Below are 24986 nucleotides of genomic sequence, written 5' to 3' on the forward strand. Positions count from 1 at the left end.
TTGCCCGCCTGTTAACATTTTAGTGCTGAATCAGGACTGCATTTCGTTAGAAGCACGCCGGGCTTCGCTGTTACGGCTCATCCATAAAGACAGGGCTTTCAGCGAGTCGTCAGTAAACTCATCACAACGAACGGTAATTTCTTCAGGAGTCATCCAGAAGATTTCAGCAACTTCACTTTCCTGCATTGCAAACGGTCCGTGGCACACACAACTAAATAACGAACCCCAGACACGACAATGCTGATCTTCAAAGTAGAATTTTCCGTGCTCAGCAAAAGGCACGTCAGCAATTCCCAGTTCTTCCTCAGCTTCGCGTCGCGCAGAAATCAGCAGATCTTCCCCAGACTGCACTACACCACCTGCGGTCGCATCCAGCTTCCCCGGCATGAAATCTTTAATCTCAGTACGACGCTGAACCAGAATTCGCCCCATTCCATCATGCACCACGATATAGGTTGCCCGATGACGGAGACACTCAGCACGCATTTGCGCGCGACTGGCTGTTGTGACGACTTCATCATCTTCACTTACGATATCAACCCACTCAATACCGTCTTCAGGAATTTGCTCCACCATCCGTAACCCTTTTATCTCGCAGATACTCACAGTATCTAATATTATCAGACAATTATTACAATGGACGTAAAGTTAATGTTAAATATTGCTCCGCCCATCGCAGGTTTATTTATTATTAAGCTTTTGAGCCTCATTCACCCATAGCTGTATCGCTGCCCGCTGCCACTGGAATGCCGCATACTCACGAAGCTTTTCCGGAAGAGGATCGCCATGCAACGCCAGCCGGTTCAACATTACGGCTAAATCACAGTCAGCTACTGACCATTGACCAAACAACGAAGTGCGTTGTCCTAATAGCTGTAAAGCACCACTAATCAGTTTTTTTACATCCTGTTCACCCGCAGCAGACAATGGCGGGTATTTTCGTCCGGAAAAAATAACATCTGTAGGGCGTTCCGTGCGTAATGCCAGAAAATCACTTCGCAGCCATGCCTGGACCTGTCTGGCCACGGCTTTTTGCTGACGATCTGCCGGATAAACTCGTGGATAATCCGGTGCAGGGAATGTTTCGTCCAGATACTCGCCAATTGCTGAAGATTCAGAAACTGCAAAACCGTCATGTTGCAGGCAAGGGATTCGCCCTGTTAGTAACAACGAAGACAGCTCAGGGCTGGTATGTTGGTGCTGCGCTAAATTCAGCGGATTCACGCTAAAACGCAGTCCTTTCTCCTGCAAACAAACATACACTGACATGGCATAAGGGCTATGAAACGCTGAGTCACACCACAAAATTAATTCGGGAGAAGACATAAGCAGCTCTCGCTATGATTGACGATAAATATCTGTTTACAGATTTTTTTGCAGGAAGGCAATTGCTGGCTGTTTTATCACCGCAGGGGCGAGAGTTTGTGCCGACAACTCCTGCTGAATAAAAAAATCCTGCCTGTACCAGCGGTACAGACAGGAAGGTGGTTATTTTAATGCGCCGGAAAGAAACTGCTGAAGGCGCGGGCTTTTAGGTTGACTGAAAACAATCTCCGGATCGCCCTGCTCTTCAATTTTCCCCTGATGCAGGAAAATGACATGGTTAGAGACGTGGCGGGCAAATTCCATTTCATGCGTTACCACAACCATGGTTTTCCCCTCTTCCGCCAGTTGCTGCATAATCCGCAGAACTTCACCTACCAGTTCAGGGTCAAGAGCCGATGTCGGTTCATCAAACAACAGAACTTCAGGTTCCATTGCCAGCGCCCTGGCAATCGAAACACGTTGCTGCTGACCACCGGACAAATGTACCGGATATTTCGCACGGGCACGCTCATCAATCCCAACTTTATCCAGGTACTTGATTGCCCTTTCACGGGCTTCCTGCTTGCTGACCCCCAGAACATGCACCGGAGCTTCCATCACGTTTTCCAGCACCGTCATGTGGCTCCACAGGTTAAAGTGCTGGAACACCATGGTCAGGCGGGTGCGTAATTTGCGTAATTGCTCTTTGTCGGCGACCTTAAGCTGGCCGTCTTTATCACGAACCAGATTAATATTTTCTTTGTTCAGAGAAATAGTGCCTTCACTGGGTTTCTCCAGAAAATTGATACAGCGTAAAAAAGTACTCTTTCCGGATCCGGAAGAACCGATAATACTAATCACATCACCAGCCGCAGCCTGTAATGAAACTCCCTTGAGAACCTCATGTTCTCCATAACGTTTGTGGAGTTCTGTCACACTTAATTTTATTTCAGCCATATTTTTACTCAGCGGGATCAGGATTTAACATGTGGCAGCCAGCGACGCTCGGCCATACGGAACAGCGTAATCAGACCATACGAAATGACCAGATAAATAACCGCAGCAATACCAAACGCAGTAAATGGCTGGTAAGTCGCGGCATTAATATCCCTGGCAATTTTCAGAACGTCGGGCACCGTGGCGGTAAACGCCAGTGATGTGGAGTGCAGCATCAGTATTACTTCATTACTGTATGCCGGCAGTGCAATACGCAGTGCCGCAGGAAGAATAATACAGCGATACATTTTAAAACGGGAAAAACCATAAGCACGTGCGGCTTCAATCTCTCCGTGAGGTACAGAACGGATGGCACCGGCAAAAACCTCGGTGGTATAAGCACAGGTATTCAGAGCAAATGCCAGCAAGGTACAGTTCATACCGCTGCGGAAGAAGGCATTCAGCAACTCATTGCCTTTCACCACTTCGAGGGTATACATCCCGGTGTAAAACACCAGCAACTGAACATACAACGGCGTACCACGGAAAACATAGGTAAAAATCCATACCGGAGTGCTGATAAAGCGATTAGATGATACCCGGGCAATCGCCAGGATCACGGCCATCACTCCACCAATCACAACAGATATAATTAACAGCCAGAGTGTTACGGCCACACCGGTAAAGCGGTAGCCATCCGTCCATAACAGTGACTGCCAATAATCGTGAATAATATCAATCATAATTCGGCCTTTTTCACCCCAACTGAATAGCGGCGTTCCAGCCACCACAACACACCATTGGAGACCGTGGTAAAGAACAGATAGATGACTCCGGCGACAATCGCGAAGTAGAACGGCTGCCAGGTACTTTTCCCTGCCAGTTGCGTTGCTTTAATCACATCTTCCAGGCCAAGTAATGAAACTAAGGCAGTCGCTTTAAGAATGACCTGCCAGTTATTACCAATAGCAGGCAAAGCGAAGCGCATCATTAACGGGAATAACACCCGGCGAAATACCTGAGAGTTGGTCATGCCATACGCCGTTGCAGCTTCCGTCTGTCCTTTAGGCACAGACAGGAAGGCCCCACGGAACGTCTCGGTAAAATAAGCGCCGTAGATAAAGCCAATGGTGATAATCCCGGCCGTCATGGGATCAATATCAATCTGGTCCCAGCCCATCAGGTCAGTGAACTGGTTAAGAGCAATCTGCAGGCCGTAATAAATTAGCAGCATCAATACCAAATCGGGGATGCCACGAATAATGGTGGTATATAAACCGAACACAGTTCGTAAGATTGTGCTTTTTGAAAGTTTGGCTCCGGCGCCTATCAGTCCTAAAATAACCGCCAGAACCACAGAACTGACCGCCAGTTCAATTGTTACCAGCGCGCCTTTCATAATGACGTCGGTATATCCATAGAGCATTAAGCAATTCCTGCAACAAAAGAGACAACAACTGCCCGCAACTGGCGGCGGGCAGCTCGCGGCTAATTAATCGCCGTAGACATTAAAGTCGAAATATTTCTTCGCCAGTTTGTCGTAAGTTCCATCCTTACGCATAGACTCGAAAGCTTTATCTACTGCGGCTTTCAGATCTGTGTCACTTTTGCGCATTCCCATTCCGGTACCTACACCAAAGATTTTCTCATCTTTAACCGCAGGACCTGCGAAGGCATAAGCATGACCAACAGGGCTTTTCAGGAAGCCTTCTCCGGCCTGAACTTCATCCTGGAAAGCAGCATCAATACGTCCGGCATGCAGATCCTGATACACCTGGTCCTGTCCGGAATAAGAAACGACATTTACACCCTGTGGGCGCCAGTATTCATTGGCATAGGTTTCCTGAGTCGTCCCCTGCTCAACACCAATACTTTTACCTTTCAGCGATGCCACTGTCGGTTGCAGGGGAGAACCTTTCACAGCCACCAGTCGGGAGTTCGCCGCATACAGTTTTTCAGAAAACGCGATTTGCTTCTCACGCTTCTCAGTAATAGATAACGAGGAGATGATGGCATCGATTTTATTGGCTTGCAGTGAAGGAATCAGTCCGTCAAAGTCACCTTCCACATAGGTACATTTGGTGTGGATACGCGCACAAATTTCGTTTGTCAGATCAATGTCAAAGCCCACCAGCTTGCCACTGGAATCTTTTGACTCAAAGGGCGGATACGTTGGGTCGGTTCCGATACGCAGCGTTTTAGGAATCGCAGCAAATACACTGCCAACGCTGGAAATTGCCAACATTAGAGAAAGAGCTAATACTCGCTTTTTCATAGACTGCCCTCAGGTTGATATTTTTTATAGTGTTGAGTAATGAATGTTGTGTGTTCACAATTTCTTTAGCACTTTTCGTGCCAGGCAGCATAACCTTACCTGAAATAAGCCAGAACGGACGAATACTTTATTTTGTCGCGGATTAATTATCCCCGGAATACCACCTCATCACAGGCCAAAACTGCATGCGCACCATTACAATGCAACAACGGCACCATTATGGTGCCATTGGCGAAGTAAGTTCTATTTTGGTGCATCCCCGGTTCAGCTCTTGCCCTGCCAGCGGGCAAATAAATCCTGAGGTAGTTCGATACCAAACTGATCAATAATCCGGTTAACTGTCTGATCGATAATCTCCATGACGTTCTGCGGGCGATGATAAAACGCAGGCATCGGCGGCATGATAATCGCTCCCATCTCCGCGGCAGTGGTCATCATTCTCAGGTGCCCAAGGTGCAAAGGAGTTTCACGAACACCAAGTACCAGGGTCCGCCGTTCTTTCAGCACCACATCAGCCGCGCGGGTCAGCAAATTGTCACTGTAACTGTGTACAATCCCCGACAGCGTTTTCATTGAACAGGGTAATAAAGCCATACCATCGGTTTTAAATGAACCGGAAGAGATACTGGCACCAATATCACGATTATCGTGCACCACATCAGCTAGTGCCTGAACTTCCCGCGCGCTGATATCAGTTTCCATTGCAAGTGTCTGCCGGGCAGACTGACTCATAACTAAATGGGTTTCCACCTGCGGCAGATCTTTTAGCACCTCTAAAAGGCGAATGCCGTAAATAACGCCGCTGGCCCCTGATAAACCAACAATGAGTCTTTTCATAACCTGCTCCGGGGGGAATGCACTGAAAAAAAGCATAATAACGTGTGACGGTGCGCTGAGGCGAACAGAATTCCAAAAAAAACAGGGCGGAATATCCGCCCTGTATTTACGCTGCGATTGAGTGAAGTTTAACCTTCGTTGTGCAGTTCCAGATTTTCAACTTCATTTTGTCTGGCAATTGCCTGAGCATCATCGTTGCGCAGTGACTGTAAATAATCCAGATACCCCTGATCAACATCTTTAGTGACGTAAATACCGTCAAACACCGAGCAGTCAAACTCAGTAATATCCGGATTTTCTTCACGCACTGCATCGATCAGATCACTCAGATCCTGGAAAATTAACGCATCCGCCTTGATCAGCTGGCAGATCTCGTCAACTTCACGTCCGTGAGCAATCAGCTCAGTGACGCTTGGCATATCAATGCCATAGACGTTAGGGAAACGAACTTCTGGTGCCGCTGAAGCCAGATAAACTTTCTTCGCTCCGGCCTCACGAGCCATCTCAATAATCTGCTCAGAAGTGGTACCGCGGACAATCGAGTCATCAACCAGTAGCACATTTTTATCACGGAATTCGGCGCGGTTAGCATTCAGCTTACGGCGTACCGCACTGCGACGCATTTGCTGTCCGGGCATAATAAAGGTCCGGCCAACATAGCGGTTCTTAACGAACCCCTGGCGATAAGGTTTATCCAGAATACGGGCAATTTCCAATGCGACATCAGTAGAAGTTTCCGGAATTGGAATCACCACATCGATATCCAGATCTTCCCACTCACGGGCAATCTTCTCACCCAGTTTGGTACCCATACGAACACGGGCGCTGTATACCGAGATTTTATCGATAAATGAATCAGGACGCGCAAAATAAACGTATTCAAACAGGCAAGGATGGCTTTTCGGGTTAGCCGCACACTGACGGGTCGAAAGCTCACCTTTCTCAGTGATATAAACCGCTTCGCCAGGGGCAACATCACGGATAAACTCAAAACCTAAGGTATCCAGTGCCACACTTTCTGACGCAACCATATATTCAGTGCGCTCATCCGGCAGTACACGTTTGCCCAGCACCAGCGGACGAATACCATTCGGGTCACGGAAAGCCACCATACCATGACCAATAATCATCGAAACCACTGCATAGGCCCCACGAACCAGGGTGTGCAGCGATTCTACGGCAGCAAAAATATTTTCTGCCGTCAGTGGATATACCTGAAAGCGATCGAGTTCCTGAGCAAAAACGTTCAGCAGCACTTCAGAATCTGAGGTGGTATTTACATGACGACGACCATACTCAAACAAACGTGAGCGCAGTTCATGGGCGTTAGTCAGGTTTCCGTTGTGTGCCAGCGTAATACCGTAAGGAGAGTTTACGTAAAAAGGCTGGGCTTCAGAGGCACTTGAGCTTCCTGCTGTCGGGTAACGAACATGGCCAATCCCCATATTCCCCTGTAAGCGCTGCATATGACGTGCTTCAAACACATCGCTCACCAGTCCGTTTGCTTTCCGCAGGCGGAAGCAGTTCATCGCATCAATGGTGCAGATACCCGCCGCGTCCTGGCCGCGGTGCTGTAATACCGTTAATGCATCATAAATAGACTGGTTGACCGGCAGAAATCCGGTGATACCGACAATACCGCACATGTTGTCATTTCCTCATTAAGCCGCATCTCCCCTGCCTTATGACCGGGGTAAAAAACTCGACGTGCTCTGTAAATAGTCAAAAAACCATCTGATGATGTAGCTGAATTGCGGAACCAGCTGCGATTGTGACCAGTCAGTACTCTTAGAAAATCCGGTGAATGTATCAAGGAAAAACAGGATAGCTGAAACAATCAACACTCCTCTTAATGCTCCGAAACAAACACCCAGTACCCGGTCAGTGCCCGACAGTCCGGTTTTTTCAACCAGCGATCCAATCACATAATTGACAATCGCCCCGACAATCAGCGTCGCAATAAACAGCGCGGCTATTGCTACACCATTACGTACCATGGGTTCTTCAAACCCGGTGAACCAGACTGCCAGATAAGAAAAATAATGACTGGCAACAAAAAAAGCACATCCCCAGGTGACTAAAGATAAGGCTTCCCGCACAAATCCCCTGATCAGACTAACTAAAGCCGAGAATCCGACAATCCCGATTATGACGTAATCAATCCAGTTCATGAGCTCTTCCGGTGCAACAGTGATCCCTTCTGCAATCTGTTCGGGGCGCATTTTAACAGAAAAAGAAAACGTTTGCGTACCGTTTTCCCCCGACTGCAGAGAAAAAGGGCAATGAAAATTTCGTTTCATTGCCCCTGTAAGTTCAGCTAATTAACCAGCTGATTTTTATCCATATTATTTATTGTGCTTTCAGTCAGTGTAACGAAACGCTGCCATTACCGTACAGCATATGGTCTCACGACCCCGCTCAGACCCGTTTTGCTTTTCAGCTGTTCAATCTGCGATTGCAGATGGCTTTTCGAGTTGTCCGGCCCCACCAGTATGCGGTTAATTTGTCCCTGAACCGGTGTTGCTGGTACTGAATAAGCACGGAAACCTGACGCCCGCAGTTCTGTCACAATTTCAGTCGCTTTAGCCGCATTTTTCAATGCTCCCAGCTGAATAACGTATGCCTGGCCGGTCGGTGCATCAGCTTTAGTTTCTGTCGCTGGTGCCGATGGCTGCGCTGCAGACTGATCGTTCAGTGCCTGCAGTGCCCGCTGACGTTCTTTCTCTGCCTGAGCCTGCTTCGCTTTTGCTTTAGCTGCAGCTTCACTGGCCTGACGCTCGGCACGGGCTTGCGCCTGAGCCTGACTGGCTTCACGTTCCGCCTGCTGGCGAGCCAGTTGTGCCTGTTTCTGACGAGCGGCTTCCTGTTGGCGTTCAGCGGCATCATTCTGCGCTTGCTGTTGTTGCTGCTGCTGCGTCTGTTGTGACTGAGACTGCACGTTACTGCCAGTCTGTTGCGGGCTCTGCGACGTGCTATTTCCGCTGTTACCAATAGTGTCACTATCGGTATCTTCCCCGCCAGGCGGTGTTGTTGCCGTGCCTGGTGCCGTAGCGGCATGCCCGGTCAATGGCTGGGTCACCGGCGGTACCAGATCATTATCCTGCTGATCACCAGGCTTAGGCACCAAAGGGATTGCCGCAAATTCCTCTTTATAGTGTTTCTTTTTACCGTCCAACAGACCGGGTAACACAATAACTCCGATAGCCACCAGAATGACGGTGCCCACCAAACGATTCTGAAATTTACTCGCCACTTCCTTTCTCCCCTGAGATAGACGTCATCACATGCGCTACCGTATGGAAGGAGCCGCAAACCAGAATAATGTCCTGCGCATCAGCCTGCAGTTTTGCTGCATGCCACGCCTCATCTACTGAGGCGAAACGGGCTGCCTGCGGTAAATGAACGACTAATTCTTCAGCACTGGCTCCGCGCGGGCCTTCCAGCGGCGCGCAATACCAGTAATCCACCTGCCGGCTAAGTTCAGCAAGTGTTCCGGCAATATCTTTATCATGCAGCATTCCCACCACTGCATGTACCTTACCAGTCTTTGGTAAGGCGGCTAATCTCGACGCCAGATAGGCCGCAGCATGAGGGTTATGCGCCACATCCAGAATAACCCGCGGAGATTCGCTGATAGTCTGAAAACGACCGGGCAATTCGGCTTTAGGTAAATTCTCGCGGATACAGGCTTCGCTGACCTGCAATCCGGACACTCTTAAAGCGGCAAGGGCAGTCGCTGCATTAGGCAATGGTACCTTAGGCACCGGTAACTGATGCAGTTCTCCCTGAATATCACGATAATCCCAGACATCGCCATTTTCATGGTAGGACCACTGATGATCCCGTTGCAGCAGCACAGCACCTTTATCAGCCGCAACACGGGCAATAGAAGCTGGCATATCCGGCTCGCCCACCACCGCAGGTTTTCCCTGACGGAAAATACCGGCTTTTTCGCGGCCGATACTTTCACGGTCTGGTCCTAACCAGTCGGTATGGTCCAGAGCGATACTGGTGACAACCGCAACATCCGCATCCACGATGTTGGTCGCATCCAGGCGTCCTCCAAGTCCGACCTCAAGGATCACCACATCCAGATCCGCTTCGCGAAACAGATATAAGGCTGACAGGGTGCTAAATTCAAAGTACGTCAGTGACGTTTCACCACGCCCCTGATTAAGAAAATCAAAACTGGCTGTATGCTCTGCGTCACTGAGTTCCTGCGACTGAATACGCACTCGCTCGGTATAGCGAACCAGATGCGGTGAACTATACACACCAACACGGTAACCCGCTGCGATCAGTAACGTTTCAAGAGTGCGGCAGGTGGTTCCTTTGCCGTTGGTTCCGGCTACAGTAAAAACAAAAGGTGCCGGTTTTAACAGATTAAGCTGTGACGCCACACGGCGTACACGCTCAAGACCCAGGTCAATCGCCTGGCTGTGCAGGTTTTCCAGATAAGTCAGCCACGTAGCAAGAGGAGACGTGGCCTGTGGTAGGTGAAGATTTTCCATGTGTCCCGTTGATATCATTACAGTGCATAAATAAAAGACGCCGTAAAAGCGTCTTTATCATTACTGTCAGGTCTCGTCATGTTCCGTTTCAGTCTCAGGTTCAGACTGAACACCGTCATGCAAAGGTGCCGGCAGATTCATCATTTTTGCCAGTAGACCGGCGATTTTGAAGCGGATATCAGGACGGCGAATAATCATATCAATCGCCCCTTTCTCAATCAAAAACTCACTGCGCTGGAAACCAGGTGGCAATTTTTCACGAACCGTTTGTTCAATAACCCGCGGACCGGCAAAACCAATCAGTGCTTTAGGCTCTGCAACGTTTAAATCGCCCAGCATCGCAAAGCTGGCAGAAACACCACCCATGGTAGGGTCTGTCAGTACCGAAATGTACGGCAAACCGCGCTCACGCAGTTTCGCCAATGCAGCACTGGTTTTAGCCATCTGCATCAGTGACATCAATGCTTCCTGCATACGTGCGCCGCCGCTGGCAGAGAAACAGATCAAAGGACAATTATCTTCCAGAGCCTGTTCTGCTGCACGAATAAAACGTGCACCAACCACTGAGCCCATTGAGCCACCCATAAAGGCAAACTCAAATGCAGCCACAACTACTGGCATACCGTGCAACTCACCTTTCATGACGATCAGTGCATCTTTCTCGCCGGTACTTTTCTGTGCAGCCAGCAGGCGATCTTTGTATTTCTTCTGATCGCGGAACTTCAGAACATCTTTAGGTTCCAGCTCACTGCCAAGTTCAACTGTCGTCCCCTGGTCCATAAATGACGCTAAACGATCACGGGCATGCATACGCATATGGTGATCACATTTAGGGCAGACTTCGAGATTCCGTTCTAATTCAGCGCGATACAGCACCTGGCCACAGCTATCACATTTCGTCCAAACCCCTTCAGGAATACTCGCTTTACGCGTTGGGGTGACATTACTTTTATTAAGAATGCGTTCAATCCAGCTCATTGATGACCTTTCTGTTTGAACCTGGGTTATCCAGTTGTTTTGTTTCTGCTGAATTTTCATCCAACAGCCGGTAAATGACGCCCATTAAACCACAACCTGCCCACACTGTGGATAAAAATCTGGTTTAACCGTCAGAGGCCTGCAGGAAAAACTAATTTTTCCGTGCAGCCTGTCTGCGATGCCGCAAGACTTCGATAATGCCGGGCAATACCGAAATAACAATAATAGCAACAATCAGCAAATTAAGATTCTTCTGCACTACCGGCAAATCACCAAACAGGTAACCGGCATAGCTGAACAGCACCACCCAGGCAATCGCCCCGGCGATGTTAAATAAGGCAAACTGACGATAAGACATTTTACCCATTCCGGCCACAAACGGGGCAAAGGTACGGACAATTGGGATAAAACGCGCCAGAATAATCGTTTTTCCGCCATGCTTTGCATAAAAACCATGAGTTTTATCCAGATAGCTGCGACGGAAAATTTTTGAATCTGCCCGTTGGAACAGTTTCTCGCCAAACAACCGGCCGATAGTGTAATTGAGCGCATCTCCGGCGATGGCGGCAATCACAATACACAATGCCAGCAAATGAATATTCAAATCATTGCCCGGCAGTGCGGCCAGAGCTCCGCCGACAAATAACAGCGAATCGCCCGGCAGGAACGGTGTTACCACCAGACCAGTTTCGCAAAAAATGATCAGGAACAGAATGGCATAAATCCATACCCCATAATCCGCAACTAGTCGTGCAAGGTGAACATCGATATGCAGAATAAAATCAACAATAAAATGGATGTACTCCATGAATGCTTATCCTTTACCTGAGAATAAATTATCGCCGGTCAGAAACAACGGGCCCGGCTCAACATCCGGAAGTTCAAACTTCGCCGGATAATCGACCGAGACCAGATATAAACCTTCTGCTCTGGCAGTGGCTGCCGCCAGCTTACGATCTTTTGCTGCCAGTAATTCTGCTATCCATGACTCTTGTTGGTTACCACAACCCACTTCCAGCAAACTTCCGACGATATTGCGCACCATATGGTGCACAAACGCATTGGCTTTAATATCAACAATCACAAAAGCTCCCTGACGCCAGACATGAATATGGCTGATGTTTCTCCACGGAGTTTTGGACTGGCAATGTACCGCCCGGAATGAGGTAAAGTCGTTTTCGCCTAACAGACTCTGTGCTGCACGATGCATAGCAGCTTCATCCAGCGGGTGATAAAAATGCGTGATCCCCTGCCCGAGAATGGCCGGACGTAAACGCTGATTATAAATAATATAGCGATAGCGGCGTGCAGTAGCACTAAACCGGGCATGGAAATCATCGGCCACTTCTTTTACCCAGCGTACCGCGATATCTTTGGGCAAATTGGCATTCACCCCCAGAGTCCACGCACTGTCTGGCCGTTGTACCGTGGTTTCAAAATGCACCACCTGGCCGGTGCCATGAACACCGGCATCAGTGCGACCGGCACAAAATACATTGACCTCATGGTTGGCCACAGTGGTTAATGCCTGCTCCAGATAGCCCTGTACGCTGCGGACCTCTGGCTGGCGTTGCCAGCCGTAGTACCGGCTGCCGTCGTACTCAATACCCAACGCCAGCTTACGTGTCTTCACTTCAGACATGTTTACAGATACTCCTGCACCAGCCGTTCTGCGACTTTTACTGCCATTAATGCTCCGCCGAAACGGATGTTATCGGCTACAGACCAGAATTGCAGTTGTTCAGGAATTCCGTAGTCATTATGTAACGATCCGATGCACAGCTGACCACTGCCGGTAGCATCACTGACAGGTGTCGGGAACTCTCCCTCGTCACTCAGCAGAATATCTCCGGACATCGCCAGATCATTGCGTGCTTCATCTGCAGAGTAAGGTCTCAGACATTCCAGTTGTACACTTTGAGCATTGCCGTAAAAGACGGGTGCCTGGACTGAACTGACCGATACCGGCAATCCTTCGTCCTGCAGGATTTTACGAACCTGATCCACCAGACGGCGATCAGTTGCCACACTCCCCTGCTCATCCGGCAGTAATGGCAGCAGGTTAAACGCCAGTTGACGGCCAAAGTAATGTTCATCAACCGGAACCCCGTTCAGCAAACGAGCACTTTCACCCGCCAGCCCGTCCACCGCAGCTTTGCCGTGGCTGGAGACCGATATCAGGTTTGTGACCTGGATACGCCCAATCCCTGCCGCATCGGCCAGTGGTTTAATGGCACATAACAGCTGGCTGACCAGATTGTCTGCCACAGTGATAATATTTCGGTTCCGGTAATCGGCTAATACCTGAGAATTAACCTCTGCAATCACCAGCGGTACGTCCGGCTCCAGGGCAAATAACGGACTACTGTCAATGACCAGACATCCGGCACTGGCTGCCTGCTCTGCATACTGTGCTGAGGCTTCACTACCAGCCACAAAGAACGCTAACTGTGCCTGTGCCCAGTCGAAATCTGTGGCAGAACGTACCAGATGGTTTTTCCCATCCACCCGCACCGACTCTCCGGCACTGTTTTCACTGGCTAATAAGAATAACTCACCAACCGGGAACTGACGCTCCGTCAACAACTCCAGTACAGCACTTCCCACTGCACCAGTTGCCCCTAAGAGAGCGATATTCCAGCCGTCAGACATGTTGGTTTACTCCAGAAAAACAAAAAATAAAGCGGTGAAATCCACCGCCTGAACAAGATGTGGTGATGGCCAATAAACTTAGCAATCACCGGTAAATTTTGCATCAAAACCCAGTAAACGTAGTTTTTCTGCGGTGTCTGCGTTGTCACAATCGACCTGCAAAGAAGACCATTCACGGCGCTCCCAATACTGCTTACGCAGGCGGTCAAATTCCCCGGGCTTATCAGCAACCGCACGCAACAACGCATCATCACGGCGCACATCATACACCAGATGTGCCAGACGTTTTAGCATTGCCTGATCACATTCTCCGCGCAGGGAAACCTGACGGATATCCGGAACTGGCAGTAACTCAGCTAAGGGAACCTGCTGTGGCTGACCGATAAAGGCTGACCATGCTTCAAAGACCTGTGTCGTTCCACGGGCTTTCCCCTCAAGCGTATACCCGGCAATATGTGCCGTGGCGATATCCACTTTTTCCAGCAGCGCCAGCGATAACTCCGGCTCAGGTTCCCAGACATCCAGCACCACCGAAAGATCCTGTCGTTTCGCCAGTACAGCTAGCAATGCCTGGTTATTCACTACCGGACCACGGCAGGCATTGATCAAAATAGCGCCTTCTGCGAGCTGTTCCAGCAATGCCTGATCTGCCAGATGCAAGGTTTTATACGGTCCGTCTTTAAATAACGGAGTATGAAAAGTCAGAACATCGGCTTCACGCACCAGCGTTTCCAGTGAATGAAATTCACCCTCATCACCACGATCAGCCCGGGGTGGATCGCAAATCAGGGTTTTAATGCCCGCGGCTTCCAGCCGACGCTGCAACCGGCCACCCACGTTACCTGCCCCGACAATCCCGACAGTACGATCCGTGAGCAGGAAGCCGTCACGCTCTGCCAGCGCGAGCAGCGCTGAAAACACATATTCGACGACTGCAATGGCGTTACAACCTGGCGCTGCCGAAAAAGCCACACCGTCCGCCTGTAAATCTGCAGTGTTGATATGATCCTGTCCGGCTGTCGCCGTACCCACAAAACGCACCGCAGTACCTTCCAGCAACGAGTGATTCACCCGGGTGACAGAACGAACCATCAATGCATCTGCATTCACCAGCTCCGCTGAAGAGACAGTTCTTCCCGGAACCGCGATCACATCCCCGAGCCGGCTAAACAATTCGCGGGCATACGGCATATTTTCATCGACAACAATTTTCACTGGCCTTGTCCTGTTGGAGCAGAATTATAAAGATATTCTGTCATAAAGCCTGCCGGAAAACATCCGGCGATTGTGCGGTGAATTGCTTGCCTTAACGTCTCTTGTCCGTCATCTTATCCGGCTCTGTTGAACATTCTAAAGCGGTCATACCCGGGAGACTGCGCTGACATTCTGTTGAAGGACTGGTTATGAATTTTTTGTTCCCCCTTGGCGCCGTGATTATCTGGGCTATCAACTCTATTGTCAGTAAATTGACGGTGGGACTGATTACTCCGGAGGCGATATCCTTTTATCGCTGGATAATTGCGTTACTGATGCTGACTCCCTTCGTTTTACCTTCGGTGATCCGTAACCGTGTTGCGTTGTCCCGCGAATGGTTAAAACTGTTAGTGCTGGGGGCACTGGGAATGGTGTTATATCAGAGTCTGGCCTACTATGCCGCGCGAACTGTCAGTGCACTATTTATCGGAATTATTGTCGCCAGCATTCCGTTACTGACGATTATTTTCAGCCTGTTTATCCTGCGACTGAAGCCGACACTGGGTATTGTATTTGGCGCTATTCTCTCCTTTGCCGGACTCACCTGGCTTATCAGTCAGGGGCATCCACAACAGTTGTTGTCTCATGGGTTAGGCAGCGGTGAGCTGATGATGATTGTCGCAGCTGCAGCGTATGCGTTGTATGGCGTACTAACCAAACGCTGGTCGATGAATCTGCCACAATGGCAAAGCCTGTATGTCCAGATCCTGTTTGCGGTGCTGCTGCTGATTCCTGGTTTTTTGCTGACCCCAAACATTGCCTTAACTTCACAGAATATTCCGCTGGTACTTTATGCAGCGATCCCTGCATCAGTCATTGCTCCGTGGCTGTGGATTCAGGGGGTGGTTCGCCTGGGCGCCAATACCGCCAGTATTTTTCTGAATCTCTCACCGGTATTTACCGCCATCATCGCGATTATTTTCCTGCATGAGAAATTACACAGCTTTCACTGGATTGGTGGAGGTCTGACTCTGGCCGGAGTGGTGCTTGCCCAGCGGTTACGAACCCCGCTTGGACGCCGGGCCGGACAAAATCTGTCCCGTTAACCACTCTCTGTCATTTGTTTGACCAAATCCCCCTGCTTATCACTTGGGATTTATCAGGGGGATTGTTATCATAGCCGCTGATACTCCGGCTAACCCCGGGCTGAATTTTCTCTACTTGCTGGAATGATTGTCATGCAACCACTCCGCGGCCCATCCGGGGTCCCTGGCGAAACAACGCCTTCTGCCCATTCACGGGAATCTCTTGCTCCTGCGTCACCGGCTGCGCTGACCACAGTACAGCGCACGGCGCTGGAACGCATTATTGTCAAAATTATGGCGATCAGTTCCCTGAAATCACCTGAATTATGGGCGGGAATACGCCATCAGTCGGGGGTAAAGCATGACAATGAGCTACTCTCCAGCCATTTTCCTGCAGCAGAACAATGGCTGACCGGACGGCTTATCCAGGAACAAAATGCCCGCTCATCAAGAATACTGCTCCAGCAACTGACAGATCTGCTGCCGGTAGGAAATAACCGCCAGGCCGTCAGTCATTTTATTCGCCAGAATTTTGGCCAGACAGTACTCAGTTCACTGACTCAACCTCAGTTGCAACAGGTACTGACCATGTTGCAAAACGGTCAGATGGATATTCCCCAGCCACAGCAGTTGCGCACCACTGATCGAACATTGCTTCCGGCTGAACATCAGAATTTGCAACAGCAGGTGATTAAACTGACGATTTCCGGGGGCGGTTCTCCGTCTGCGGTCTGGCAACAGTTGTTCAGTCTGATTTCGTTGAAAAATGGTGACCCTATCCCGTCACGATTTTACCCGCTTCTGTCCCAGTATCTGCAGGCCAGAATCGCGCTGCACACCCACAGCCAGGCTTCATCGCTGACATTGCCGGCGTTATTAAAATCGTTAAAACAACCGCCATCAGATGCAGAAGTCCAGCACCTGACAGGTTATTGCGAGCAGCAATTCTCTGCCGTTGCGACACAACCACTGACTGATGTTCAGGCGCAGGATGTGTTGCATCGTTTATTTCGTTTACGGGCGGAACAGCTGATACTGGTGGGAAAAAAAGAATCTGCCGCAGGCCCGCAACCGCTGACTGCGGCAATTCCGGCTCCGGCACCAGCCAGTTACTGGTCACGTTTGCCTCGTAGCTGGCTGATTATCCTGCTGGCCCTGGTGATTATTCTGCTGGTGTGGCTGTTCTAACAGCCACATTGTTTATCGGTTGGTGATGACGGCCATTCTCCCGGGGTAGATCCCGTCGTCACCGGATGTTGATCACGTTTCCAGAAGTCCAGACCGCCTATCAGTTCACGCACATAAAAACCCGCCTGCACCAGCTTTAATGCACCTTTCGTCGAGCCGTTACAGCCGATACCATCGCAGTAAGTGATATACAACAATGACGGATCCAGCTGGGCCAGTGTCTTTGCTGTCATTGTGCGGTGAGGAAAACTGAGTGCCGTAGTGATATGCCCTTGCTGATAGTGGGCTTCAGACCGGACATCTAATACTACTATTTCCGGATGACCATTTTGCAGGTCTTCTGCCAAATCCCAGGCATCTGAGTAGAATGCCAGTTTATGTTGCAAATATTCGACTGACTGGCCCGGTTGGGCAATGGGTGACAGATTAAACTTCATCATTATTCTCCTTGCTAACTCAGCTCAGATTACCGCAGGATATGTGAACTATTAATACCATTTCTGGCGGACAGATAAGACCACTATGCAACCCCCCTCTCCCTGGCTAATGATATTTGACAACTTAAAAGGTCGTGGCCATCGCGAGCGGTTATGTGAAACCCTGCGCCAGGCCATCCATCGCGGGCACCTCTCTGCAGGGCAAAAGTTACCTTCCAGCCGCCAGCTGGCTGCCGACCTGTCACTATCACGGGTAACCACAGAAGCAGCCTACAGCCAACTGGAGAGCGAAGGCTATCTGGTGCGTTATCAGGGGAAAGGCAGCTTTGTTGCAACATCAGTCAGAACTATCCATCGTTCTGCCAGCGATCCTTTTACTCTTCCGGCACTGTCAGAGCGTGGCCGACAAATTGTCGCTACCGGCGGGTGTCAGGATCCACGAACTCCGGCGGCATTTGCTGCCGGTTCACCGGATCTGCGAGAATTCCCCTACCCCGTCTGGCAAAAATTATACGATGACATACTTCGCCGTCAGGATCTTCAATTATTAGGCTATGGTGATCCTCAGGGTTTAGCCGAATTACGAGCTGTCATTGCCGATTATCTGGCACTTTCACGGCAGGTGAATTGCACAGCTCAGCAGGTCATCATCCTCAGCAGTTCTCAACAGGCATTACAGTTAATCAGCATGTTATTGATCGATCCTCGGGATCAGGTGCTGGTTGAACAGGCCTGCTACCCTGGCGCGCGTAATGCATTTGCAGCAGCAGGTGCAGAATTATCTCCCCTGAAACTGGATGAACAGGGTGCTCAGGTCCCCGATATTGCTGCAAAACTGGCTTATCTGACCGTCGCTCATCAGTACCCACTAGGTATGTCAATGAGCCCGACACGCAGGAAGGAATGGTTAGAATGGGCTAAACAACATGAAGCCTGGCTGATTGAAGATGATTACGACGGTGAATTTCATTATCAGGATACGCCGTTACCGGCATTACAGTCAGAAGATCGCCATCAGCGGGTGATTTACCTGGGAACCTTCTCCAAAAGCCTTTTCCCGTCGCTGCGTCTCGCCTGGATGGTACTGCCGGTATCACTGACCGACAGTATGGTACGGGCCAGGACTCTGACCGACGGGCACACCCCACAGATTTCTCAGGCGGTGACCGCCGAATTTATCCGGCGAGGCCATTTCGCTCAGCATTTACGGCTGATGCGTAAACTTTACGGCAGCCGTCGTCAGTTGCTGACAGAACAGCTACAACAAAACTTTGGCCAATGGCTGAGGGTGATCCCGGGTGATGGAGGACTACAGCTGACTGTTGAACTGCTCCGGGGCCAGGAAACTGCTCTCACCCGCCAGGCATCCGCTGGCGGGCTGATTTTGCCTCCGGTATCCCCGCTGTTTATCAGCGATCAGAAATTACAGGGCTGGATACTGGGTTATTCGGCCCTGCAACGGGCCGAAATTCTTGAAGCATGTCAGCGGCTTAAGGCGCTATTTGTCTGAAAAAGTAACCGCAGAGAAATAATCAGACCCGCGAGCGCAGCACATGCACCGGCCAGATATACCGAGCCATAACCGAATCCACTGGCAAGCAATCCGGCAATCGGGCCGCTAATTCCATAAGCGATGTCCTGAAAGGCTGAAAAGCAGCCCAGTGCAGTTCCTCTGACTTTAGCATCCACGCTGTGCACCACTTCCACACCCATTGCCGGGAATACCAGTGAGCATCCGCATCCTGTAAGGGCTGCGCCGGCAAATGCCATCCACTCATGAGTCCCCAGACACAATAACAGTAATCCCACGGTTTCTACCGCCAGGGAAATCATGGCAACCCGTACACCGCCAATTTTGTCGGGGAAACCGCCAAAGAAGATACGTACCACAACATAGAATAAGCCAAAGGCCGTCAGCGTATAACCGGCATTTCCCCAGTGGCGATCGGCAAAATAGAGTGAAGTGAAAGCACCAATCACCGCAAATCCCACTCCCTGTAATGCCAGCACTACTCCCGGTGTCAGAATCTGTCGAACGACACTAAACAGTGACGGCCGGTTGCCGCTGGAAACCGGGACTGACCGGACACTGAAACAACAAAGCAAGGCCACTATCGGACAAATTGTGGCTACCGCGCTGACCCCTAAAAAACCATAATGATGCTGAATCAGTAAGCCTAACGGGGCGCCAGCCGCCAACGCACCATAAATTGCCATACCATTCCATGACATTACGATGCCGGAGCGCTTTGGACCAATCAGCCCCAGCCCCCAGGTCAGATTGCCGGTAAACAGCAGGCTTTCACCAAAACCTAATAATAAACGGCCAATGATCAACAGTGTAAATTGCAGAGCCACTGAGCCGTTCAGTAATGCGGAACAGAGATAGGCCACCCCGACCAGAATGATGACCGACATCCCCTGCAATGTTGTCAGCTTAGCGCCTCGCTGATCTGCCCGCTTCCCGGCAAAGCCACGGGTCAGCAAGGTGGCAAAAAACTGAATTCCCACCGCAAAACCGACCATGACATCATTCATTCCCAATTGTTGGTGCACGTACAACGGAATCACCGGCAGTGCCAGCCCGGCTGTCAGATAGGTAATAAAAACCGAGAAGGAGGTGATCCCTACCGGCAGTGTTGAGGCAGTTGTTTCTGGTAATGCAGCTTCAGCCATGACAAACAAACTCCATTAAGCTCTCCGGCCTGTGCCGCAGTGCACAGAGCCCGGGAAAGATCCGGGAATTCCCGGAAAAACCAGTGAACCATCGATTCTGACACAGCCATCACACAGATCAAAACCCGATAAAGGTCATCCCGTGCTATCTGGCCTTCACTGACTAATGACAGAAGCGTCCGGGCAGTTTGATTAGATCTCACGTTTTGTATAACACAGATATCCCCGCTCCCTACAATACCCTTACATTCTCAACGGAGATAACAGAATGGAAAGGATTAGCCGTGAAATCGTAAAACTGTCGGAGGAATTTACCGGCATTCGCCATCAACTGCATCGTCATCCGGAAACCGGCTTTGAAGAATATGCCACCAGTCAGTGGCTGGCTGACTACCTGGAAAATCTGGGATACGCGGTGAGCCGGGGAATTGGCGGAACCGGACTGGTCGCCACCCTTCAACAAGGCCAGGGAGTGAAACGACTGGGTTTACGGGCAGATATGGATGCTCTGCCGATTCAGGAAAATAGCGGTAAAGCATGGAGCAGCCATCAGCCTGGTAAATTCCATGGCTGCGGGCATGACGGACACACGACCATTCTGTTATGTGCTGCCCGATACCTGGCAGAACATCGTGATTTCAATGGGACATTGCAACTGATTTTCCAGCCTGCCGAAGAGACCCTTAGCGGCGCGAAAGCAATGATTGATGATGGCTTGTTCCGCCGTTTTCCCTGTGATGCCATCTTTGCGATGCATAATATGCCGGGTCTGAAAGCCGGTGAGTTTTATTTCGCTGACGGTGCCTTTATGGCTTCTTCAGACAACCTGCAAATTACTGTCACGGGTAAAGGTGCTCATGGTGCCATGCCGGAAAACGGCATTGATGCCACCCTGGTCGCCTGCCAGATCGGTTGTGCATTACAGAGTATTGTCTCACGTAATATTGCTCCGGCAGATGCCGCGGTAATTACTATCGGCAGTATTCAATCCGGTGATGCTCCGAATGTGGTCAATGATACCGCCATTATGAAACTCAGTGTCCGGGCACTGAAACCGGAAGTGCGTGACAAAGTACTGGCCAGAATCCACCAACTGGTAACTGCTCAGGCAGAAAGTTTTGGCGCCACCGCCAGCATTTGCCAGTTAAATGGCAGTCCGGTGCTGATAAATGCCCCGCAAGAGACCGGGTTTGCGGCCGGAGTCGCCACCCGGTTGTTTGGTGCAGACAAAGTCCATCTCAACACGCCGCCATTAATGGGGAGTGAAGACTTCACTTATATGCTGGAGGCGAATCCCCGTGGCTGCTACCTGCTGGCTGGTAATGGCGATGAACAGGGTTACAGTGTTTTGCATAACCCTGGTTATGATTTCAATGATCAGTTAATAGTGCCATGTGCCAGTTTTTGGGTCGCGCTGGTGAGTGAATATCTTAAATAGATACCGGTGAGCTGGCATAAAAAAACCGGCCCTGAAACAGGGCCGGTTTTTTGAATCTGCGGAAACAGGCTTATGCCTGGTATTTACGCATTGTCAGCGTGGCATTGGTGCCGCCGAAACCAAAACTGTTAGACATAACAGTCGTCAGTTTTTTCTCAGTCGGTTTAGTCACGATGTTCATACCACTTGCCGCTTCATCTGGCTCTACGATGTTAATGCTTGGCGCAATAAAGCCATGCTCCAACATCAGTAAGCTGTAGATAGCTTCCTGCACCCCGGCAGCCCCTAACGAGTGGCCAGTCATTGCTTTGGTCGCAGACAGTGACGGAGTGTTATCGCCAAATACTTCGCGAATTGCTCCCAGCTCTTTCAGATCTCCGACCGGAGTCGACGTACCGTGGGTGTTCAGATAATCGATCGGGGTATCCACACCCTGCAACGCCATCTTCATACAACGCACGGCACCTTCACCTGAAGGAGCAACCATGTCTGCACCATCAGAAGTCGCACCATAGCCAACAATTTCAGCATAAATGTGCGCGCCACGGGCTAATGCGTGTTCCAGTTCTTCAACCACAACCATTCCGCCGCCACCGGCGATAACAAAACCATCACGGTTTGCATCATAAGTACGGGACGCTTTTTCCGGAGTATCGTTATATTTGGTTGACAGAGCACCCATCGCATCAAACTCACAGGCCATTTCCCAGCACAGCTCTTCACCACCACCGGCAAAGACGATGTCCTGCTTGCCTAACTGAATTTGCTCTACCGCGTTACCAATACAGTGTGCAGAAGTAGCACAGGCTGAGCTGATAGAGTAGTTTACGCCATGGATTTTAAACGGAGTTGCCAGGCAGGCCGATACACCGGAAGCCATCGCTTTAGTAACCACATAAGGTCCGACAGCTTTCAGGCCACGCGGGCTACGCATTGCGTCCGCACCAAACACCTGGTAACGAGGAGAACCACCACCTGAACCGGCAATCAGGCCGACACGTGGGTTGTTCTGATACTGCTCAACGCTCAGACCAGAGTCTTTAACCGCTTCTTCCATCGACAGATAGGCATAGACAGATGCATCACTCATAAAACGCACAATTTTGCGATCGATAAGGCCGGTGGTATCAAGCTTAACATTTCCCCAGACATGGCTGCGCATGCCGGCTTCTTTCATTTCTTCTGAAAAGGTGATACCTGAGCGGCCTTCCCGCAGGGATGCCAGTACCTCTTGCTGATTATTACCAATGCTGGAAACAATCCCCAGGCCAGTGATCACTGCACGTTTCATTCAAAAGTCCTCATTCACATCACTTCGATTTACGGTGCACTTTAGCGTACACTTGTAAGCCGAACAAGTCCGATCAGCAAATTCCCGTGTAAATTTGCGTCGCAGGAACTATATCGATAAAATTCGCTTATTGCCTGACCAATGAGCCTTAAGCCGTGAAGCCCTGCCGAATAGAACAAGCTACCCTCCGATGGAACGAACAGGGTACACCTGTTTCTGAATTTTTTGATGACGTCTATTTTTCTAACGACGACGGCCTAAATGAAACCCGCTATGTTTTTCTCGGCGGAAACCAGCTTCCGGCACGTTTCACCACTCATCCAAACGATCTTTTTATTGTTGCTGAGACCGGATTCGGTACAGGACTCAATTTTCTGACACTCTGGCAGGCCTTTGACCAGGCGTTGTCTGATCATCCGCAAGCCAGCGTACAGCGCCTGCACTTCATCAGCTGTGAAAAATACTTACTCACCCGTCAGGATATTATTGCTGCCCACCAGCACTGGCCAGAGCTGGCTAAATACGCAAGCCAGTTACAACAACAATGGCCGGAAGCCTTATCCGGATGCCAGAGAATGTTGTTTAACCATGGCCAGGTCACTCTTGACCTGTGGCTCGGTGATATTAACCTGCTGATTGATACTTTTGATGACAGCATGAATCATCAGGTCGATGCATGGTTTCTGGATGGTTTTGCTCCTTCCAAAAATCCGGAAATGTGGAATGACCGTGTATTCTCTGCCATGGCCCGACTGTCGCGCCAGGGCGGCACCTTTGCAACTTTTACCGCCGCGGGTTTTGTCCGGCGCGGGCTGCAACAGGCAGGATTTCAGGCAGAAAAACGCAAAGGCTTCGGACGCAAACGGGAGATGCTGTGTGGCAGTTTGCCTCAGGCTGTGCCTGTCCCGGTATCACATCCCTGGTTTAACCGGCCAGCGGAAAAAGGAAAGGAAATTGCGGTTATTGGCGGCGGAATTGCCAGCGCCTGCCTGGCACTTGCTTTGCTTCGCCGTGGTTATCAGGTGAGTTTGTATTGTGCGGATGACGCTCCGGCCGCCAATGCGTCCGGTAATCGCCAGGGCGCACTCTATCCTTTATTGAACAGCCATGATCCGGCGCTGGCCACTTTTTTCCCGACAGCATTCAGCTTTGCGCGTCGGTTTTACGACACCCTGCCCTGCGAATTTGAACATAACTGGAGCGGTGTGCTGCAACTGGGCTGGGATGAGAAAAGTCAGCATAAGATCGATCAAATGCTGGAGATGGATTTACCATCATCTGTTGCCCGCGGTGTCGATGCTACGGAAGCCAGCAAACTGGCCGGGGTAGAAATAAACTGCGGAGGTATTTTTTATCCGCAGGGTGGCTGGCTTAATCCTGCGCAACTGACGACCAACCTGATCCGCATGGCAGAACAACAAGGCATGAGATGCTACTGGCAACATGACCTGCTGTCATTACAATCACAGGATGACGGATGGCAGTTAAATTTTGCCTCACTTCCGTCCAGACAACATGCTGCGGTGGTATTGGCGAATGGTCACCGGGTTAGTCAGCTAACTCAGTCAGCAAAGTTACCGGTTTATCCGGTCTCAGGCCAGGTCAGCCATATTCCTGCTTACCCGGGTTTGTCCGCGCTGAAAACCGTACTCTGTTACGACGGATATCTGACCCCTCTCAGCCCTCATTTTCAGACTCACTGTATCGGTGCCAGTTATCATCGTGGTGAAGAGAACGCCTGCTTTCGCGAGACAGACCAACAGGAAAATCGCCAGCGGCTGATTAACTGTTTGCCAGACAGTACGTGGGCGACAGAAGTGGATGTCTCGCAGCCACAGGCCAGGAACGGTGTGCGTTGCGCTATTCGTGACCACCTGCCTATGGCAGGAGCATTACCCGACTATGACACCACCCTGTCCCGCTATTCAGCATTGCAGCAACTCAGCCGTCAGCCGGAATCGACTGAAACAGCTCCCGTCTGGCCACACCTTTTTGTGCTGGCCGCTCTGGGTTCGAGGGGATTATGCAGCGCACCTTTGGCCGCTGAAGTACTGGCAGCACAGATAAGTGGAGAGCCTCAGCTACTGGATGCCACTACTCTGGATGCCTTGCAACCAAACCGCTTCTGGATAAGAAAATTACTGAAAGGCCGCCCCGTCAACTGATGACGGTGGCAGCTTCTG

24 protein-coding genes are annotated in these 24986 nt (G+C 50.4%); 5 read left to right on the top strand and 19 right to left on the bottom strand.

Going from position 1 to position 24986, the window contains the following annotated elements; all coding sequences use genetic code 11:
• Positions 1-30 precede the first annotated feature (30 nt).
• The 16 genes from yfcD to pdxB form a co-directional block, all read right to left on the bottom strand.
• Complete coding sequence (yfcD, locus tag A7K98_RS13845; RefSeq protein ID WP_087489090.1) at positions 31-576, bottom strand: NUDIX hydrolase YfcD; 546 nt, start codon at positions 574-576, stop codon at positions 31-33.
• A 105-nt stretch (positions 577-681) separates the two neighbouring features.
• The gene (gene yfcF / locus A7K98_RS13850; protein WP_087489091.1) at positions 682-1326 is read right to left on the bottom strand and encodes a glutathione transferase; all 645 of its coding nucleotides are present in this window, start codon (positions 1324-1326) and stop codon (positions 682-684) included.
• Between the two features lie 162 nt (positions 1327-1488).
• Complete coding sequence (hisP, locus tag A7K98_RS13855) at positions 1489-2262, bottom strand: histidine ABC transporter ATP-binding protein HisP (RefSeq protein ID WP_087489092.1); 774 nt, start codon at positions 2260-2262, stop codon at positions 1489-1491.
• Between the two features lie 17 nt (positions 2263-2279).
• Positions 2280-2984 (bottom strand): ABC transporter permease, encoded by a 705-nt coding sequence (locus A7K98_RS13860; RefSeq protein WP_087489093.1) that lies wholly within the window; start codon positions 2982-2984, stop codon positions 2280-2282.
• Complete coding sequence (hisQ, locus tag A7K98_RS13865) at positions 2981-3667, bottom strand: histidine ABC transporter permease HisQ (protein WP_087489094.1); 687 nt, start codon at positions 3665-3667, stop codon at positions 2981-2983. The genes A7K98_RS13860 and hisQ overlap by 4 nt, the downstream gene beginning before the upstream one ends.
• 66 nt (positions 3668-3733) lie before the next feature.
• The gene (locus A7K98_RS13870; protein ID WP_087489095.1) at positions 3734-4516 is read right to left on the bottom strand and encodes a lysine/arginine/ornithine ABC transporter substrate-binding protein; all 783 of its coding nucleotides are present in this window, start codon (positions 4514-4516) and stop codon (positions 3734-3736) included.
• A gap of 264 nt (positions 4517-4780) precedes the next feature.
• Positions 4781-5353, bottom strand: a complete 573-nt coding sequence (locus A7K98_RS13875) for a UbiX family flavin prenyltransferase (RefSeq protein ID WP_087489096.1) — start codon at positions 5351-5353, stop codon at positions 4781-4783.
• A 128-nt stretch (positions 5354-5481) separates the two neighbouring features.
• A complete protein-coding gene (gene purF / locus A7K98_RS13880; RefSeq protein WP_087489097.1) occupies positions 5482-6999 on the bottom strand; it encodes an amidophosphoribosyltransferase in 1518 nt (505 codons plus the stop codon).
• 36 nt (positions 7000-7035) lie between these two features.
• The gene (cvpA, locus tag A7K98_RS13885) at positions 7036-7524 is read right to left on the bottom strand and encodes a colicin V production protein (protein WP_038022700.1); all 489 of its coding nucleotides are present in this window, start codon (positions 7522-7524) and stop codon (positions 7036-7038) included.
• Positions 7525-7739: 215 nt separating this feature from the next.
• The gene (locus A7K98_RS13890; protein ID WP_087489098.1) at positions 7740-8606 is read right to left on the bottom strand and encodes an SPOR domain-containing protein; all 867 of its coding nucleotides are present in this window, start codon (positions 8604-8606) and stop codon (positions 7740-7742) included.
• Positions 8596-9864, bottom strand: coding sequence for a bifunctional tetrahydrofolate synthase/dihydrofolate synthase (gene folC / locus A7K98_RS13895; RefSeq protein ID WP_087489099.1), 1269 nt, complete (start codon positions 9862-9864; stop codon positions 8596-8598). Before folC ends, A7K98_RS13890 begins: the two co-directional genes overlap by 11 nt.
• Positions 9865-9930: 66 nt before the next feature.
• The gene (gene accD, locus A7K98_RS13900; protein WP_087489100.1) at positions 9931-10842 is read right to left on the bottom strand and encodes an acetyl-CoA carboxylase, carboxyltransferase subunit beta; all 912 of its coding nucleotides are present in this window, start codon (positions 10840-10842) and stop codon (positions 9931-9933) included.
• A 151-nt stretch (positions 10843-10993) separates the two neighbouring features.
• The gene (locus A7K98_RS13905; RefSeq protein WP_087489101.1) at positions 10994-11650 is read right to left on the bottom strand and encodes a DedA family protein; all 657 of its coding nucleotides are present in this window, start codon (positions 11648-11650) and stop codon (positions 10994-10996) included.
• A 6-nt stretch (positions 11651-11656) separates the two neighbouring features.
• The gene (gene truA / locus A7K98_RS13910; RefSeq protein ID WP_087489102.1) at positions 11657-12484 is read right to left on the bottom strand and encodes a tRNA pseudouridine(38-40) synthase TruA; all 828 of its coding nucleotides are present in this window, start codon (positions 12482-12484) and stop codon (positions 11657-11659) included.
• A gap of 2 nt (positions 12485-12486) precedes the next feature.
• Positions 12487-13494, bottom strand: coding sequence for an aspartate-semialdehyde dehydrogenase (locus tag A7K98_RS13915; RefSeq protein ID WP_087489103.1), 1008 nt, complete (start codon positions 13492-13494; stop codon positions 12487-12489).
• A gap of 78 nt (positions 13495-13572) precedes the next feature.
• Entirely contained in the window at positions 13573-14709 is a 1137-nt protein-coding gene (gene pdxB, locus A7K98_RS13920; RefSeq protein ID WP_087489104.1) for a 4-phosphoerythronate dehydrogenase PdxB, read from the bottom strand.
• A 188-nt stretch (positions 14710-14897) separates the two neighbouring features.
• On the opposite strand from pdxB, the gene A7K98_RS13925 reads away from it, so the two are divergent.
• Together A7K98_RS13925 and flk are read left to right on the top strand one after the other, a co-directional pair.
• The gene (locus tag A7K98_RS13925; RefSeq protein WP_087489105.1) at positions 14898-15794 is read left to right on the top strand and encodes a DMT family transporter; all 897 of its coding nucleotides are present in this window, start codon (positions 14898-14900) and stop codon (positions 15792-15794) included.
• 132 nt (positions 15795-15926) lie between these two features.
• The gene (gene flk, locus A7K98_RS13930; protein ID WP_087489106.1) at positions 15927-16961 is read left to right on the top strand and encodes a flagella biosynthesis regulator Flk; all 1035 of its coding nucleotides are present in this window, start codon (positions 15927-15929) and stop codon (positions 16959-16961) included.
• Here flk and A7K98_RS13935 read toward each other — a convergent pair.
• The gene (locus A7K98_RS13935; RefSeq protein ID WP_087489107.1) at positions 16958-17401 is read right to left on the bottom strand and encodes a rhodanese-like domain-containing protein; all 444 of its coding nucleotides are present in this window, start codon (positions 17399-17401) and stop codon (positions 16958-16960) included. The two genes, flk and A7K98_RS13935, sit on opposite strands and share 4 nt — an antisense overlap.
• An 82-nt stretch (positions 17402-17483) precedes the next feature.
• On the opposite strand from A7K98_RS13935, the gene pdxR reads away from it, so the two are divergent.
• Positions 17484-18908, top strand: coding sequence for a MocR-like pyridoxine biosynthesis transcription factor PdxR (gene pdxR, locus A7K98_RS13940; protein WP_232461543.1), 1425 nt, complete (start codon positions 17484-17486; stop codon positions 18906-18908).
• On the opposite strand, the gene A7K98_RS13945 is transcribed toward pdxR, so the two are convergent.
• Positions 18881-20074, bottom strand: coding sequence for an arabinose transporter (locus A7K98_RS13945; protein ID WP_087489109.1), 1194 nt, complete (start codon positions 20072-20074; stop codon positions 18881-18883). The two genes, pdxR and A7K98_RS13945, sit on opposite strands and share 28 nt — an antisense overlap.
• 268 nt (positions 20075-20342) lie before the next feature.
• Between A7K98_RS13945 and A7K98_RS13950 the strand changes: the two genes are divergently transcribed.
• Positions 20343-21512, top strand: a complete 1170-nt coding sequence (locus A7K98_RS13950) for a M20 aminoacylase family protein (RefSeq protein ID WP_087489110.1) — start codon at positions 20343-20345, stop codon at positions 21510-21512.
• Positions 21513-21582: 70 nt separating this feature from the next.
• Here A7K98_RS13950 and fabB read toward each other — a convergent pair whose 3' ends face one another.
• The gene (gene fabB, locus A7K98_RS13955) at positions 21583-22803 is read right to left on the bottom strand and encodes a beta-ketoacyl-ACP synthase I (RefSeq protein ID WP_087489111.1); all 1221 of its coding nucleotides are present in this window, start codon (positions 22801-22803) and stop codon (positions 21583-21585) included.
• Between the two features lie 155 nt (positions 22804-22958).
• Between fabB and mnmC the strand changes: the two genes are divergently transcribed.
• Entirely contained in the window at positions 22959-24968 is a 2010-nt protein-coding gene (gene mnmC / locus A7K98_RS13960; RefSeq protein ID WP_087489112.1) for a bifunctional tRNA (5-methylaminomethyl-2-thiouridine)(34)-methyltransferase MnmD/FAD-dependent 5-carboxymethylaminomethyl-2-thiouridine(34) oxidoreductase MnmC, read from the top strand.
• Positions 24969-24986 lie beyond the last annotated feature (18 nt).

The sequence above is a fragment of the Tatumella citrea genome (assembly GCF_002163585.1).
GTDB classification, from domain to species: Bacteria; Pseudomonadota; Gammaproteobacteria; order Enterobacterales; family Enterobacteriaceae; genus Tatumella; species Tatumella citrea.